The organism is Candidatus Pelagibacter sp. uisw_138 (genome assembly GCF_059512485.2).
The window spans coordinates 920595-936733 of the sequence record NZ_CM183453.2; the positions used below are offsets into that span (position 1 = coordinate 920595).

Genomic DNA, 16139 nt, shown 5'->3' on the forward strand with positions numbered 1-16139 from the left:
TAGCATTTTGTTGGTAAAGTACACTTATAAATTTATTAGGGAGACGTGATTTTATGACAAAAGTAGCAATTATTGGTGCTGGGCCTTGTGGTTTATCTGCTTTGAGATCTTTTGAGCAAGCTGAAAAAAAAGGTGAAAAAATACCTGAAATAGTTTGTTTTGATAAACAAGAAGATTGGGGAGGCTTATGGAATTACAGTTGGAGAACAGGTTCTGACCAATACGGCGACCCTGTACCTAACAGCATGTATAGATACCTTTGGTCAAACGGCCCTAAAGAATGTCTAGAGTTTGCAGACTATTCATTTGATGAACATTTTGGAAAACCAATTCCATCTTTTCCACCTAGAGAGGTTTTATACGATTATATTTTAGGTAGAGTTAAAAAGGGAAATTTAAAGTCTAAAATTAGATTTAACACCTCTGTTAGCAATGTGTCTCATGATGGTAAAAATTTTGAAGTTACTTACCGTGATAAAAAAAATGATAAAATTTCAAAAGATTTTTTTGATTATGTAATAGTATCAACTGGTCATTTCTCAGTTCCGTTTATTCCAGAATATTCAGGTATGAAAGCTTTTCCTGGAAGAATAATGCACTCTCATGATTTTAGAGATGCAGAAGAATTTCGAGATAAAAATGTTGTTGTTTTAGGAAGTAGCTATTCTGCTGAAGATGTAGCTCTTCAGTGTCATAAGTATGGAGCAAAAAGTGTAACCATAGCCTATAGACATAATCCTATGGGATTTAAATGGCCCGATGGAATGAAAGAAGTTTTTCACCTAGATAGACTTGAAGGTAATAAGGCAATATTTAAAGACGGTCATGTACAAGAAGCAGATGCTGTAATTTTATGCACAGGATATCTCCATCATTTTCCTTTTATATCTGAAGATCTTAAATTAAAAACAGGAAACAGATTATATCCACCAAAATTATATAAAGGTGTGGTTTGGCAAAATAATCACAAATTAATGTATTTGGGTATGCAAGATCAATTTCATACTTTCAATATGTTTGATTGTCAGGCTTGGTTTGCAAGAGATGTTATAATGGAGAAAATTAAAGTTCCAAGTGATTCGGAGATTGAAAAAGATATCAATAAATGGGTATCTCTTGAAGAAAAATTAGAAAATGCAGATCAGATGATAGATTTTCAAACTGAGTATACTAAAGAGCTTCACGATTTATCTGATTATCCAAAAATTGATTTTGAATTAATTAGAAAAACTTTTAAAGAATGGGAGCATCATAAGGTGGAAAATATAATGACCTATAGAAATAAATCATTTGCTTCACCAGTGACTGGTTCAGTTGGACCAATTCATCATACGCCATGGGAAGAAGCAATGGACGACTCTTTAAAAACATTTTTAAATAAATAGAAAATTCACTATCTAATTTAAAAAGATATTAATTATCTTATACCAAGGTGTTTTTTTCTTATTTCTACCCAAGTTCGAATTAAATGGTCAAATATCAGGCCTATAAAGGCAACACAAAGACCCAGTGTTAATCCAATACCTGCACCTTTTTTATCAGATAGAGCTTTTAGAATATACTGTCCCAAATCTTCTGTTCCAATAAATGCTCCAATAATTACCATGAACAAAGCAAATACAATTGTTTGATTTAAACCAAGCATCATGTGAGGAAATGCTAAAGGAAATTCTATTTTTGATAATCTTTGTAATTTTGTAACACCTGACATTGTAGCTGCATCATGTAAGGCAGCTGGAACACTTCTTAATCCTTCAATGGTATATCTTGTGGCAGGTATAGTTGCATAAACTACTACCGCAATTAATACCGATGTATCTGTAACTCCAAAAAGCATCATTACTGGAATTAAGTATACAAATGAAGGAAACGTTTGAAAAATATCACAAACTCCCAACATAAAATTTGTGGTGTACTTATTTTGAAAACATAATGCTCCAACAGTAAATCCAATTATAGTCGATATAAAAACTCCAAAAGTTGCCATGTATAATGTGACTAAAGCCCTATCCCACCATGGGCTTAATGCTATAAATAGTGTTAATGAACCCACTACAAGAGCAGAACGTATTCCTCCAATTATATATCCAGCACCCATGACTAGAACGAATGTTGCAACAATAGGCATCCGTAAATAGGCAGCACGCATGGGCTGTAGTACATCTACTATCAACCATGTGTTAAAAATTTTTAAAGTATAAAAGAAGGTATCCCAAATCCAATCAACACCTCTATTCCAAAAATCTGCTGTTGATATTCCTTTATTGTGTGGAACTTCAAATAAATAATTGAAGCCTTCTTTAAAATAAAATGATCCAGCATAGGCAAGTATAATTCCAATTAATACTGCGCTAGCAAAAAACAATCCACTTTTATGACGCTCAAAAAAAGTCAAGTTACCAAAATAATCTATTTGTTTGTTTGCCCAAGCTAAGGACATTTTATCTAATAATATTGCAATCAAGCTAATACACAAACCCGCTTCTAATGCCAATCCAATATTCAACTGATTTAATGCTAGTAATAAATTAAACCCCAATCCTTTAGCACCTATAAAAGCTGAAATAACTGCCATAGAAAAACAAACCATAATAACCTGGTTTACTCCGATTAAGATATCTCTTCTTGCGGTTGGAATCAAAACTTTAAACATTAGTTGCCAATTATTACATCCACTCATTCTACCGGCTTCAATAATCTCAGGGGGTATTCCTCTAAGACCTAATAGAGTTAACAATATCATTGGCGGAACAGCTACAACCATAGTTATAATAACTGCAGCATGATCACCAACACCAAAAAGAACTATTGCAGGAACTAATACAGCGTACTGTGGCATTGTCTGCATAACCAATAGTATTGGATACAAAAATTTTTCTACACGTTTACTTTTAAATGCCGCAATACCTAGGCCCAAACCAAAAAGAAAAGAAAGTGGAGCCGCAACCAATATAAAAGAAAGTGTTTGCATCGAAGGTTTCCATTGGCCAAAAATAGAAATATAAACCATAACTATACCAGCAAATAAAGCTAGACCTTTACCACTTAAATTATACCCAAGTATCACAGCACCTGCTGCAACAATTGTCCAAGGTAACCCTGGTAACTTTGCCCATGGATTTGCACCTATCCAATCCCAACTGGTAAATGCTACAACCGTTTGAACTCCCCCTAGCATAATCTCTCGAATTAACTCAATAAGAAATGTCATAAACGCAGTCATGTTTCTTGTTAATTGTAAAACCAAGGGTCGAGTTTTGTAGGATTGAGTGTTTTCATTCCAAAACTCCATTGGCATCCACTCATTCATTAAAAAAAACAAGGAATCGTTTATCCAAATAGGTAGCCATCCAAGTAGAGGCGGTAGCCTCCAAAAAACATCAAATGCATAATATCTTACTTCTGCACCAAATAGTGTATAGGTACTTTGATTTGGGTCTTTAATAAATTCAGCCTGGCCTCTTATAAATTTATAGGTTTCAGGAACATCTATTGCAAAGCATAAAAAGAAAAAAACAATTAATAAAAATAACCATTGAAATAATTTTGGATATTTTTTTAATAATTCCATATTTTAATCACTGCTTTTTTTTCCACCAAAAACAGTATCAATTATTTTTGAAGGGTGAACAGTTCCAACAATTTGATTGTTTTCATCAAATACTCCTACAGATTTTTCTTGAGTTAAAATCTTTTCAGCTACATTTTCAATTATTTCACTTTTTAGTACTTTTAAATCACTTAAGTTTTCATTATGTGGTTTTTCCATAATATCTTCTATTTTTAGTACTTTTTCTCTAGGAACTTCTTCGGTAAATTTTCTGACATACTCTGTTGCTGGATTCAAAACAATGTTGGCTGGTGTATCTAGCTGTTCAATTATTCCATCTTTCATAATTGCAATACGATCAGCAAGCTTTAGCGCTTCATCAAAATCATGTGTAATAAACATAATTGTTTTTTGTAATTTTCCTTGAAGTCTCAAAAATTCATCCTGCATTTCTTTTCTAATTAATGGGTCTAATGCAGAAAAAGGTTCGTCTAAAAACCAAATATCAGGTTCGACAGCTAATGAACGGGCAATACCCACTCTTTGTTGTTGTCCACCAGAAAGTTCTCTTGGAAAATAGTTTTCTCTTCCATCAAGACCAACAAGTTTGACCATATCCATAGCTTTATTAATGCTTTCTTGATCTTCAACCCCTTTAATTTGAAGTGGAAAAGCAATATTTTCTAAAACTGTTTTGTGTGGCAGTAGAGCAAAACTCTGAAATACCATTCCCATTTTATTTCTTCTAAGATCAATTAGTTCTTTATTGTTTAATGAAAGCAAATCTTGACCTTCTATGAAAATTTTTCCACCCGTTGCATCTGTTAATCTAGAAATACACCTTAACAATGTTGATTTTCCTGAGCCAGATAAGCCCATCACAACTAACATTTCTCCTTTTGTAACTTCAAAAGAAGCATTGTTCACACCTACTATGCATCCGTTTTCTTGAAATGTTTTTGCATCTACATTTCCATTGGCTTCTTGGAGCATCTTTTTGGCGTTTGCTCCAAAAATTTTATAAACAGAATCACATTTAATTACAGTGTTAGTCATAACGCTTAACAAGTTACACGAAATAAAAATAAAAATACACTTTTTATATTATTAATACTTATTACTTTCCTCCTTAAAAATTTTTAATAAAATAAACTCTTGTATCAATTCCAGTACTTAAAAAATTTAAAACTTCGCCACTAACGGTAATCTTTTCTTTTTTTGCACCATCAATACTTCCATTTAAAACAAAGCCAGCAATACACTTGTTTTTTTCTTTATCCCAATTAACAAATGTTTCAGCAATTTGATTTCCATTAGTAGTATATATTTGTGTAGCTTTAAAATTTATTAGATTTGCACCCATAACCGCACGTTGAGGAATAATTTTTGTTATTTTACAGACTGTTTCGTATTGTTCTTTAGACAGCTTGTAATGATCGCTTGCTTCATAAAAAGTTAAAATACCTGACGGAAGTGTAGAAATTATTTTACTTAATTTATTAGCTTCTGCAATTCTTGCTTCTTCTTTTTTCATTTTTTCCACAAGCTCATCACCCTGACCAAAAAAAGCATTTAAAACAGCAAAAGAAAAAATTACAACAAACGTTAAAGAAACAAGACCACCAAATTGTCTAACTGGCTCAGGCAATAATTTTGTTAATTTATTAAAATATCTTATATTCATAATTATTCTTGTAATTTGCCATTTTTCCAAATTCCTATTTTTTCTTTTCCATCAGACCAAGTAAACTTTCCTTTTCCATTCATAAAACCATTGGCCCATTCACCTTCATAGGTAGAGCCATCTGGGAAGGTTAAAATTCCTTGTCCACTCCAGTTACTTTTGTTAAATTCACCTCTGTAAATGTATCCATTTGGCCAAGTTTCAGTTCCTTGTCCTTGTTTTTGTGTACCTACCCAATTCCCTTCATAGGTGGTCTTGTCGGTATAAGTCCATTTACCAAAGCCATTTTCACAGTTTCCTTCACAACCCGTCTTTCTAGCTGATACTGAAGTTGCAATTAAGAAACTTAAAACGATGTAAAAAATATATTTTTTCATTTTTTATTTTAACTGCATTTATAAAAAGAAATATCTTTTTCAAAGTTATCACTTTTTATATCTTTTGTAACTTCATGAACTAATTCACCCGATTTTCTATTGATTATACCTGATTCTGAATAATTCTTTTCCTCATCAAAAGCTTTAAATAAAACTATGTCTTTGTTTACAACTTTTACATCTAGTTCTGTATTTTTTGAAAGGAACATTGATAATCCATTAATCAAAAGTTTTTCTGGTTGTTTTGCATCAATTTCAAATTTGTCCAAAATTTTTTCATTTAAATCTTTAGCTAAAAAAGTTTGATAATTGTATTCTGAATTCTTAAGAATTTTTTTTTCTAGCTCACATACAAAACCAATTTTAATATCTTCTTGTATATCTATATTTTGCCCAAAGGATGAATTAAAAGCTAGTAAGCCAAGAGAGAGGTATAAAAAATACTTAATCATTTAAATAATAAATTCGTAGTATGAATATTTGATAGGGTGTTATGTTTAAGAAAACCTCCCCCAACTTAAAGTTAGGGGGGGATTATAATTTATTTTTTACCCTTACTTGGTAAAAGGTTCCCAAACACTCTTATTGTCTGCTAACCATTTTTTTGCAGCATCTTCATGAGTCAACTTATCTTCGTCTACTAAAGCAGCCATTGCTCCAATGTGACTTGTTGAGAATGACATCTTTTTGAAGACTGCAGCTGCAGCTGGATGAGTTGTTGGAAAGTCTGCATTAACAGCTTTTTTCAAATAACCATCTGGAGATCCACATTTTCCATCACCACCATCTTCTGGTCTACAACCAGCAGAGTATGGAGGGAAGTCTATAAATGTGAAACCTTTTCCATCCGTAAAGTTTGGAGTCCAGTTGAATATTATAGTTCCTCTTCCTTCTTTCTCAGCAGCTTTAAGTTCCGCCCAAAGTGCGTCTGCACTTCCAGCAAATTTAACTGTCCAAAGATCTCCTAACCCAAGAGCATCAACTCTCTGAGGTATTAGATCTCCATGCCAACTTTGTGGACCCTCTAACATTCTTCCTTTTCCATCTGAATCAGGTGTTGCAAAGTTTGCAGCACATTCAGGATTTTTTAGTGCAGTCCAATCTGGAAGACCTGGACATAATCCTTTATCAGTAACCCAGTTTGGATATCCCATATCCTCAAGAGTTCTTGCTTCGTGATCACCCCAGTCAACTATGCCACCTTTATCAAGTGCCGTAGTGAATGATTTACCAAAAGCAGATTCCCATACTTCATGAGCTAGGGTTACATCTCCAATACGAATAGATTCGTACACAGCCTGTGAGTCAGTGTTTACATAGCTTACATTGTTTCCCATGCTTTCAAAAATTCCACCAATAACATGAGCCATTACGATTTGGCTTGACCAGTTATGAGTAGCAATAGTTATAGGCTGAGCACTATCACCACCTTTTTTGGCAGTTTTATCCCCTCCTTGCATGAAGAACATTGCGATAGCAATAACCGCCACCGCACCAATAATTAACGGTAATTTATTTTTCATATTTCTTTCTCCCTTAATATTAAGTTAATAAAGTATGTTCTCATTTATTAAATTTATAGTCAATGGCCTTTGAGTATATTAAGCTAAGGCTTAATTATTAAAATTTATACTGGCAATGCTACATACTAGTAACGATATAAGAAATCCTGGCTTAAGAACTTTACCACCAGGAGTTGAAAGATATTTTGTAAGAGGTGGTGGACTTTCTATAATAGAAGTTTTGCCAGAAGATAAAATAGAAATCATTAATGAAGAAGGAAGACAAATTTGTGAAATAATTGTTTTTAATTCAAAAGGTAAATCTGATTTATCTATTTTAAATTTGAAAGAAAATGCTAATGCAGATTTTTCAAAAAAAACTATTGCTAATGATGAAAAAATTTCAAAGCTGCTAAAGAAAAAAAACCTTTATTTAAATAATGCTAAATCATCCATTGTTTTTAACGATGATTGTATGATGGGTGAAAAAATAACATTAACCTCAAAAGATAAATGTGTGGTTATGATTGCAGCACCTGGTGATATTATGAATGTCCATGAACAAAATCCACCTACAGATTTAACTATTTTTTTGAATAAAGCTAAATTTATTGAAAGCGATGAACAATTTATTTTGCCAGATCCGCTTAGTGATCCAATTATTGAACAACTTGTAAAAAGAAGAACTGCTGAAACTTATGAGGTAAAAGCTGGTGAATATATTCAGATAATTGATCCAGGTGGAAGACAATGTTCTGATTTTCTAGCTTTTGATACACAAAAATTAAATGACGGTATTGAAAGTATTATTGATGATAAAGCAACACGAACTTTTATGGGTGGCGCTTACCCTGGGCCTGGTTTGTTTTCAAAATTTTATGATAGTGATCATAAAGCGATGATTGAAGTTGTAAGAGATACAGTTGGAAGGCATGATACTTTTAATCTTGCTTGCACATCAAAATATTATGAGGATATGGGTTATATGGGTCATATTAATTGTACTGACAATTTTAATAATAGACTGGATAAGTATGACATCAATTCTAGAAAAAGTTGGTCTGCGATAAATCTTTTTTTTAACACTGCTATTGATGCTAATAATGTTGCATCTTTTGATGAACCTTGGTCAAGACCTGGAGATTATGTTTTATTTAGAGCTTTAAAAGATATAACATGCATATCATCAGCTTGCCCTTGTGATGTTGATGGTGCAAATGGCTGGAATCCAACTGATATTTTTGTTAGGACTTATTCAAAAGAAAAAAAGTACTCAAAAGCAATAGCATTTAGAATGAAAACAGACTCAGAACCTAAACTAACTCAAGAAACAGGTTTTCATAAAAAAACTTCAGAGCTAACAAGAAACTTTGTTGAGTATAAAGGTTTTTGGCTTGCTAATAATTTTACAAATTCAGGAACTATAAAAGAATATACAGCTTGTAGAGAAAGTGCGATTGCAACGGACTTATCACCTCTTAGAAAATTTGAAATTCTTGGACCTGATGCAGAAAATTTAATGCAATATACACTTACCAGAAATGTAAAAAAATTATCAGTAGGACAAGTTGTTTATACAGCCATGTGTTATGAAAATGGGTGCATGTTAGATGATGGTACTTTATTTAAATTAGGACAAGATAATTTTAGATGGATTGGTGGAGATGAATACAGTGGTGAATGGTTAAAAGAACAAGCTAAAAAGAAAAATTATAAAGTTTGGATTAAATCTGCAACGGATCATATTCACAACATTGCAGTTCAGGGACCAAATAGTAGAAAAATTTTAGAAAAATTTGTATGGACGCCTCCTATACAACCATCCATCACTGAACTTGAATGGTTCAGATTTAATATTGCAAGAATAGATCATGAAACAGGTACGCCAATTGTTATTTCAAGAACAGGTTACACGGGTGAACTTGGCTATGAAATTTGGTGTAATCCAAAAGATGCTGCAGAGGTTTGGGATAAAGTTTGGGAAGCTGGTAAAGAGTTTGATATTACTCCATTAGGCTTAGAAGCTTTAGACATGGTTCGTATTGAAGCTGGACTAATTTTTTATGGTTACGAGTTCGATGATCAAACAGATCCATTTGAAGCAGGTATTGGTTTTACAGTTCCACTTAAAACTAAAGAAGATGATTTTATAGGTAAGGAAGAATTAATTAAAAGAAAAGCAAATCCACAAAAAAAATTAGTTGGTTTAGAATTGGTTGGTCATGAACCAGCAGTAAATGGAGATTGTGTTCATATTGGTCGTGGTCAAGTGGGTGTAATAACAAGTGGAATGCTATCACCTAAACTTGGAAAAAATATTGCACTTTGTAAAATCGATGTAAAATATGTTGAAATAGGAACGGAAGTTGAGATTGGTAAACTTGACGGTCATCAAAAGAGAATTGGTGCAAAAGTTGTTCCCTTCCCTTTCTATGATCCAACAAAATCAAGAGTTAGAGCATAATAAAATGTATGATAACAGCAAAGATCTTTTAAATTTTTGGGAAGACCAGATGAGGCAATCACATACATCTAGTAACTATTTTTTTAGAAAATCTCCTTCACATTATCATATGATGTTACTTGTAATGTCAGCACATAAACTTAATGAAAAACTTTCTGTTGAAGGACTAAAAACAAAATTATTTAAAACCTCTAGACCGAAGTCAGCTTTAATTATTAATGAAGCCTGCGAAAAAGGATTCTTTCGTTTAGAAAAAACTTCGACTGATCAGCGAATAAAAAATATAATGCCTAGTGAGTCTTTTATTAATGAGTTTAAAGAGTATTTAAATACACTCAAAAAGATAAGCTATTAGTCACTTTTCAAAAAAATCTAAAATATATAATTTATATATATAATTTATAGTTCTAAAAAAAATTGTATTTTTTTTTATCCAAAAAAATAATGTTTAGTTATGTCAACACTACCAAAAAAAGCAAAAGTTGTAATTATAGGTGGTGGAATTCATGGCTTGAGTACAGCATGGAAACTTTCTGAAACTTATAAAAACGAAAATGATATAGTTGTTTTGGAAAAAAAAGACATTGCAGCAGGTGCAAGTGGGATTGCTTGTGGTGTTGTTAGAAACAATTATTTTCAACCTGCTATGAGAGAATTAATGGCTCACTCAGTGTCAGTTTGGGAGAGTGACCCTAAAGCTTTTAGATATAATTCTGTTGGTTATTTACAAATTTCACCAGAAGTAATGCATGAAGATGTTGCCTCAATAGCTGAACAACAAAAAGCAATAGGATACGATTCAGAATTTATAGAAGGTGAAGCAGACTGCATGAAGTATATGAAAAATATGTTTAGTGATTGGCAAGCTCAAGGGATAACTTCAGTTCTTCATGAAAAAAAAGGTGGTTATGCATTTAACAAAGACTCTATTAAAGCTCTTGAAGAAAAATCGACATCAAATGGGGTCAAGGTTGTTAAAGGGGTAACAGTTACAGGTTTCAAAAAAGGTAGCGCTAGTAAAGCTGTTACAGGAGTTGAAACTGACATGGGTATAATTGAATGTGATCAGGTTGTTGTAGGTGCTGGTCCTTGGGTAAGAGATTTTTGGAACATGTTGGAGCTTCCAAAAACTGTAAATATTAAAGGTAATGACGGTAAATTTCATGAAACAGAAATGTGGAAATATTGGATGCTGCAAGAAGGTGTAATTGGAGTTGATAAAGATTTCTTAAAAATGGATAATGGCAATCAACCACCCGTCATCCATGTAGATTCTACTGCCCCACTATATTCGGATAAAGATAAAAAATTAATTACTGATAAAATTTGGGGAATTTATTACAAGCCTGATATTGAAGGGTTAGGTGTTCAAGGTGGGACATCTCCTTACATAGTTGATGAGCATTTTGACAAAGTGAACGTTGATCCTTATGGAATTGAATCTCCAGATTATCAAACTACAGAAGCATTCAATGATATGTGGTGCTCTGCTTTAGCTCATTGCCAAAAAAGATTTGAAGGAAAATCTAACCTCTATAGAAAAGGACCATCGGGCGGACTTGGATGTATGACACCAGACTCTTTTCCAATCTTTGATAAATTTTTAGAAAATGTTTATGTAATAGCAGATGCTAATCATGGTTACAAAATGATTGGTGTGGGTGAGCTCGTTGCAAGAGAAATTCTTGGAACTGAAAGTGATTTATTAAAACCGTTTAGATTCAACCGTTACGAGAAGGGTGAACTTCATCCAACTTCTAACAGTCCGTTTCCTTGGAGTTAAACTTCAAGTCTAGACACTAATAATTTTTTCAGTTACGGTTCGTTAAATAAAAATTCATTAGAGGGAGAGATAATGACTGATTTAGATAAGCACGTTGCACAACCTGGTAGAGATAAGTTAGTAAAACAAGTTAGAGCTAAAATTAACGAGCTAGGTATTGAATATATTTATTTTCAATTTATTTCTGTAACTGGAAGAGTTGTTGGAAAAGGTATTCCCACTGATCATTGGGAAAGAACTTGTGAAAAAGGGTTTCAATTAGTTTATGGTGCTACAGCGAACTTGTTTGTTGATCGTCATGGAGATTATATTGGTTATGGACCAGAAGCAAAAGAACTAGTTGGTATACCTGATCCTGAAACTTTTTGTCAGCTTCCTTGGGATAAAAAAGTCGCAAGAGTATTTGTTACTTGCTTTAGAAATAGAGAAGAAAGAGACAATCCAGGTGCACATTTAACATCAGATTGTCGTGGAAATTTAAGAATACACGCTCAAGAATTTAAAAAGAAACATGGTTACCAATTAAGAGTTGGAACAGAGCCAGAAATGATGTGGTTAACTAAAAATGAGGATGGTTCACCAACTGGTAAAGGTTTTTCTAAACCTTATTGTTATCATATTGATCAATTTGAATCGTTAAGACCAGTTTTCATGCAAGTTTTTAAATACGCAAGAGCAATGGGTTTTGACATGATTCAGGGAGATCATGAAGATGCACCAGGACAATTAGAATTAAACTGGATGTATGATGATGTTTTAAGAAATGCAGATAGACTTTCAACTTATAGACAAATTTGTGCACAGGTTGCTAGAGAGTTTAATTTGATAGCTTGTTTTATGACAAAACCATTTATGGGTGTTTCTGCAAGTGGTTGTCACACAAATATGTCTTTATGGACGGGTGGAAAAGATGTGATTAATAAACTATCTCATAAATCTTTGCCAGGGATGGATGAGGTATTCACTTACGTTGAAGGTGGAACAAATACCTTTATGCCTGATACTGATGATATTCAGCTACCAGGTAAAATTGGTTTAAAAGCTATTGGTGGTGTGATGAAACATTTGGGTGCGCTAACTGCAATTGGTTCTTCTACTGTGAACTCATACAGAAGATTATGGGATACAGGATTTTGGGCTCCTGTTTATGCTGACTGGGGATTTCAAAATAGAACTTGTGGTTTAAGAGTTTCTGCCCCAGGTAGGTTTGAATATAGATCAGTTGATTCAATGCATAATCCATATTTAATGGGTTCTGGATTGTTAAAATGTTTTGATGATGGAATAACAAATAATATTGATCCAGGAAAACCTGAGTCTAGAAGTATGTATGAAGCTCAAGCAGCTGGAAAAATAGTTAAAAAACTACCAATGAGTCTTGGTGAGGCTTTAAATCGTTTAGCAGAGGATGAGGTTATAAAATCAGCTATGCCAGATGAAATGTATAAAGTTTTCCATTGGTATAAAAATGATGAGTGGGAAAAATTTTTAGGTGCAACAACGCAGTGGGATCTAGATACGTATCTGGACTGCCTACCATAGTCTTTAATAAAAATAGGGGAAATATATGTGTGGAATAGCGGGATTAATTTATAAAGATAAATCAGTGAATATTGGAACTCAATTGCAAGGAATGCTCCAAGCATTAAAGCATAGAGGAGAAGATTCTACTGGCTATGCACTTTATGGAGATACGGATGGGAAAAATTTCATTATGCGGTTTAAGGTTGGGGAAAATGTTGGTGAAGGTAGTTCATCAGTAAGTGAAGAGACTTCTGTTTATGATGAAAGAATTAAAATAGTTAAGTCATATATTTTAGGTATGGGTGCAAAAATTATTAAAGAAGAAAGAATACTTCCCTACTCTTTAAGATATGAGGTTAATTATGATGAAAAAGACTTAAGAGAGTTTTCTAGAAAAATCGAGAGCGTTCCTGGTGTTGAAATTCTTTCTATGGGTAAGTCTTTAGAGGTTATTAAAGATTTGGGTAATGCAAAAGACGTTTGTGATAGATATAATTTAGATAAAGTTGTGGGGACACATGCAATTGGTCATGCAAGAATGGCTACAGAATCTGGCGTAGATATTAAATCAGCCCACCCTTTTTGGGGATATCCATTTAGCGATGTGTCTGTAGTTCACAATGGTCAGTTAACAAATTATTGGAATAATAGAAGAATGCTAGAAAACGAAGGTATGAGATTTATGTCTGAATGTGATTCAGAATTAATTGCAGTATATCTAGCAAAAAAATTGAGAGATGGTGCAACCCTTGAAGAAGGTATGAAAGATTCTTTAACGGGTCTTGATGGGGTATTTACTTACTTTGTTGCAACAAAAGACTCATTAGGAATGGCAAAGGATACTATGGCAGCAAAACCATTAGTTCTTTACGAATCTGATAATTTAATAGCAATGGGATCTGAAGAAATTGCGATTAGAGCAATTCTTCCTCAAGAAATTGATACATATGATCCATATGATGGAGAGGTAAAAGTATGGCAAATCTAAAAACAACAGACAAAAAATCAAAATCCCAATCAATGGGTATGCACACTGAAGTTCTTACAGGAAGAACTCAACAAAAGTTTTTTAATCCTTCGGAAGCTGAAAACTTTTACTACTTTGGCGCTTACGATGTAGATTTTAATAAAAGAACAGATCTAGATGTTAAAGAAATGACAGCTCCAGAAGCTAATAAAGAAATTGATAACTTAATGAGCCAAGGTTTTGGAACAATTGTTATTAAAAACCCTCAAGGTAAACATAGTTTAGGTGTTGGTATTTTAAATAAGTTAAACTTAATTTTTGAAGGAAGTTTAGGTTATTTTGGTATGGGTTCTTGTGATGGACCTACTGTTAGAATAAATGGCAGAGTTGGTTGGTCTTGTGCTGAAAACTTAATGGCAGGAAAAGTTGTTATAGAAAAAAATGCTGGCTCTTGTTTTGGTGCAGCTATTAGAGGTGGAGATTTAATTTGTAAAGGAAGTGTTGGTGCAAGAACTGGAATTGATATGAAGGGTGGAACTATCATTGTTGGTGGTGATGCTGGAGCTTTTACAGGTTTTATGATGCAAAGAGGAAGAATAATTATTCTTGGTAATGTTGGAATAAATTTAGGTGACTCAATGTATGATGGTACTATTTTTATTGGTGGTAAAATTGGTTCTTTTGGAAGTGATGCTGTTCCATCTGATCTTACAGACAGTGACCAAGACTGGTTAAAAAGAAAATTAAAAGTTGCAGAGATAGGTGAAAAATTTGATGTCAGTAAAATGACAAAAATAGTCGCAGGGAAAAAACTTTGGAACTATGATAATCTAGAACCTCATGAAAAGAAAGGAGCTATCTAATGGCTAAAAAGAAAGTTAAAAAAAATATTAAAAAATTAAAAAAAAATAATGGAAGTGTTGGTGGAAAAGCTGATGTTCATGCACACGAAGAAGGCAAAAGAAACAAAAGTCTATTAGGTCACAACGCTATTTTTACTCCTGAAGTTATAGACGATATTCATATTAAAGCTCAACTTGGAAGATACAGAATGCGTGGAATGGCGTTAATGAAAAAAATTCCTACATTTGATGATTTAGTTTTTTTACCAGGAACTCTTACAAGATTTGTAATTGAAGGTTATAGAGAAAAATGTGAAACAAAAACTATAATCGGCCCAAATTGTGAAAACCCAATTGAACTAGATATACCAGTATATATTACAGGTATGAGTTTTGGTGCACTTTCTTATGAGGCAAAAACTGCTCTAGCAAGAGGAGCAACTATGGCTGGAAGCGCAACATGTTCTGGTGAAGGTGGAATGATTCCAGATGAGAGAAGATATTCTGAAAAATGGTATTACCAATGTATTCAATCAAGATATGGTTTTAACCCTCATCACGCTCAACTAGCTGATGCAATTGAAGTATTTATTGGTCAAGGACAAAAAGTTGGAATGGGTGGACATTTAATGGGTCAAAAAGTTACTGATCAAGTTGCAGAAATGAGATCTCTACCATCTGGTATTGATCAAAGATCTCCAGCAAGACACCCAGACTGGTTAGGTCCAGATGATCTAGCTTTAAAAGTTGAAGAATTAAGACAACTTACAAAAAACAAAGTGCCAATTCAGTTAAAACTAGGTGCATCAAAAGTTTATGATGATGTTCGTATGGCTGCAAAATGTAATCCTGACTCAATATTTTTAGATGGTATGGAAGGTTCAACAGGAGCTGGTCCTCACATAGCTGCTGCGAATACTGGTATCCCAGGAATTGCTGCAATCAGAGAAGCAAGAAGAGCTATTGATGATGTTGGTAAAACTGGACAAGTAACTTTAATTTATGCAGGTGGTGTTAGAGATGGTGCTGATATGGCGAAGGCTTTAGCCTTAGGTGCTGATGCAATAGCAATTGGGACTGGTGCTTTAATGGCTTTAAACTGCAATAAAGATATACCAGAAGCAAATTTTGAAAAAGAAATGGGTGTAAAAGCTGGTGAATGCTATCACTGTCATACTGGTCGTTGTCCAGTTGGTGTTGCAACACAAGATCCTAAATTAAGAGCTAGATTAAATCCTGATGATGCTGCATTAAGAGTTTATAATTACCTTCATGCAATGACATTAGAGGCTCAACTTTTAGCAAGAGCTTGTGGTAAAACTAATATTCACTCATTAGAGCCTGAAGATTTAGCTGCTCTAACAATGGAATCATCTGCATTAGCTAAAGTTCCGTTAACAGGAACTAACTTCACTGTTGGTGTTGATAACTATCACAAAATATAAG

Annotated in this window: 14 protein-coding genes; 8 read left to right on the top strand and 6 right to left on the bottom strand. The window is 33.4% G+C overall.

What is annotated here, in order from left to right:
• Positions 1-53 precede the first annotated feature (53 nt).
• Positions 54-1385 carry a trimethylamine monooxygenase gene (locus AC5YGC_RS05010; protein WP_496139151.1) on the top strand — a complete coding sequence of 444 codons (1332 nt, stop codon included), beginning with the start codon at positions 54-56 and terminating at the stop codon, positions 1383-1385.
• A 32-nt stretch (positions 1386-1417) separates the two neighbouring features.
• Here the strand turns inward: AC5YGC_RS05010 and tmoV are convergent, their stop codons facing one another.
• The 6 genes from tmoV to tmoX all read right to left on the bottom strand — a co-directional run bounded on the left by tmoV (position 1418) and on the right by tmoX (position 7080).
• Positions 1418-3571, bottom strand: coding sequence for a trimethylamine N-oxide ABC transporter permease protein TmoV (gene tmoV / locus AC5YGC_RS05015; RefSeq protein ID WP_496139152.1), 2154 nt, complete (start codon positions 3569-3571; stop codon positions 1418-1420).
• 3 nt (positions 3572-3574) lie between these two features.
• A complete protein-coding gene (gene tmoW, locus AC5YGC_RS05020; RefSeq protein WP_496139153.1) occupies positions 3575-4606 on the bottom strand; it encodes a trimethylamine N-oxide ABC transporter ATP-binding protein TmoW in 1032 nt (343 codons plus the stop codon).
• 73 nt (positions 4607-4679) lie between these two features.
• Complete coding sequence (locus AC5YGC_RS05025; RefSeq protein WP_496139154.1) at positions 4680-5234, bottom strand: hypothetical protein; 555 nt, start codon at positions 5232-5234, stop codon at positions 4680-4682.
• A 2-nt stretch (positions 5235-5236) separates the two neighbouring features.
• Positions 5237-5611, bottom strand: coding sequence for an MORN repeat-containing protein (locus tag AC5YGC_RS05030; RefSeq protein ID WP_496139155.1), 375 nt, complete (start codon positions 5609-5611; stop codon positions 5237-5239).
• Positions 5612-5619: 8 nt separating this feature from the next.
• A complete protein-coding gene (locus AC5YGC_RS05035) occupies positions 5620-6063 on the bottom strand; it encodes a hypothetical protein (RefSeq protein WP_496139156.1) in 444 nt (147 codons plus the stop codon).
• Positions 6064-6165: 102 nt separating this feature from the next.
• Complete coding sequence (tmoX, locus tag AC5YGC_RS05040; protein ID WP_496140312.1) at positions 6166-7080, bottom strand: trimethylamine N-oxide ABC transporter substrate-binding protein TmoX; 915 nt, start codon at positions 7078-7080, stop codon at positions 6166-6168.
• A gap of 169 nt (positions 7081-7249) precedes the next feature.
• Between tmoX and AC5YGC_RS05045 the strand changes: the two genes are divergently transcribed.
• The 7 genes from AC5YGC_RS05045 (at position 7250) to AC5YGC_RS05075 (ending at position 16138) form a co-directional block, all read left to right on the top strand.
• On the top strand, positions 7250-9577 hold the full coding sequence (locus AC5YGC_RS05045; protein WP_496139157.1) for a trimethylamine N-oxide demethylase: 2328 nt from the start codon (positions 7250-7252) through the stop codon (positions 9575-9577).
• On the top strand, positions 9546-9932 hold the full coding sequence (locus AC5YGC_RS05050; RefSeq protein WP_496139158.1) for a hypothetical protein: 387 nt from the start codon (positions 9546-9548) through the stop codon (positions 9930-9932). The genes AC5YGC_RS05045 and AC5YGC_RS05050 overlap by 32 nt, the downstream gene beginning before the upstream one ends.
• A gap of 99 nt (positions 9933-10031) precedes the next feature.
• On the top strand, positions 10032-11360 hold the full coding sequence (locus tag AC5YGC_RS05055) for an FAD-dependent oxidoreductase (RefSeq protein WP_496139159.1): 1329 nt from the start codon (positions 10032-10034) through the stop codon (positions 11358-11360).
• A gap of 72 nt (positions 11361-11432) precedes the next feature.
• Complete coding sequence (locus AC5YGC_RS05060; RefSeq protein ID WP_415312996.1) at positions 11433-12902, top strand: glutamine synthetase family protein; 1470 nt, start codon at positions 11433-11435, stop codon at positions 12900-12902.
• A 25-nt stretch (positions 12903-12927) separates the two neighbouring features.
• Positions 12928-13872, top strand: coding sequence for a class II glutamine amidotransferase domain-containing protein (locus tag AC5YGC_RS05065; RefSeq protein WP_415285951.1), 945 nt, complete (start codon positions 12928-12930; stop codon positions 13870-13872).
• On the top strand, positions 13860-14714 hold the full coding sequence (locus AC5YGC_RS05070) for a GltB/FmdC/FwdC-like GXGXG domain-containing protein (protein ID WP_496139160.1): 855 nt from the start codon (positions 13860-13862) through the stop codon (positions 14712-14714). The genes AC5YGC_RS05065 and AC5YGC_RS05070 overlap by 13 nt, the downstream gene beginning before the upstream one ends.
• Positions 14714-16138 carry a glutamate synthase-related protein gene (locus AC5YGC_RS05075; protein WP_496139161.1) on the top strand — a complete coding sequence of 475 codons (1425 nt, stop codon included), beginning with the start codon at positions 14714-14716 and terminating at the stop codon, positions 16136-16138. The genes AC5YGC_RS05070 and AC5YGC_RS05075 overlap by 1 nt, the downstream gene beginning before the upstream one ends.
• Position 16139 lies beyond the last annotated feature (1 nt).

Bases quoted from the DNA above. Each gene is read 5' to 3' on its own strand.
- tmoV (WP_496139152.1), bottom strand. From the start codon at position 3,571: ATGGAATTATTAAAAAAATATCCAAAATTATTTCAATGGTTATTTTTA.
- tmoW (WP_496139153.1), bottom strand. From the start codon at position 4,606: ATGACTAACACTGTAATTAAATGTGATTCTGTTTATAAAATTTTTGGA.
- AC5YGC_RS05045 (WP_496139157.1), top strand. From the start codon at position 7,250: ATGCTACATACTAGTAACGATATAAGAAATCCTGGCTTAAGAACTTTA.
- AC5YGC_RS05060 (WP_415312996.1), top strand. From the start codon at position 11,433: ATGACTGATTTAGATAAGCACGTTGCACAACCTGGTAGAGATAAGTTA.
- AC5YGC_RS05050 (WP_496139158.1), top strand. From the start codon at position 9,546: ATGATCCAACAAAATCAAGAGTTAGAGCATAATAAAATGTATGATAAC.
- AC5YGC_RS05065 (WP_415285951.1), top strand. From the start codon at position 12,928: ATGTGTGGAATAGCGGGATTAATTTATAAAGATAAATCAGTGAATATT.
- AC5YGC_RS05025 (WP_496139154.1), bottom strand. From the start codon at position 5,234: ATGAATATAAGATATTTTAATAAATTAACAAAATTATTGCCTGAGCCA.
- AC5YGC_RS05035 (WP_496139156.1), bottom strand. From the start codon at position 6,063: ATGATTAAGTATTTTTTATACCTCTCTCTTGGCTTACTAGCTTTTAAT.
- AC5YGC_RS05030 (WP_496139155.1), bottom strand. From the start codon at position 5,611: ATGAAAAAATATATTTTTTACATCGTTTTAAGTTTCTTAATTGCAACT.
- AC5YGC_RS05055 (WP_496139159.1), top strand. From the start codon at position 10,032: ATGTCAACACTACCAAAAAAAGCAAAAGTTGTAATTATAGGTGGTGGA.
- tmoX (WP_496140312.1), bottom strand. From the start codon at position 7,080: ATGTTCTTCATGCAAGGAGGGGATAAAACTGCCAAAAAAGGTGGTGAT.
- AC5YGC_RS05010 (WP_496139151.1), top strand. From the start codon at position 54: ATGACAAAAGTAGCAATTATTGGTGCTGGGCCTTGTGGTTTATCTGCT.
- AC5YGC_RS05070 (WP_496139160.1), top strand. From the start codon at position 13,860: ATGGCAAATCTAAAAACAACAGACAAAAAATCAAAATCCCAATCAATG.
- AC5YGC_RS05075 (WP_496139161.1), top strand. From the start codon at position 14,714: ATGGCTAAAAAGAAAGTTAAAAAAAATATTAAAAAATTAAAAAAAAAT.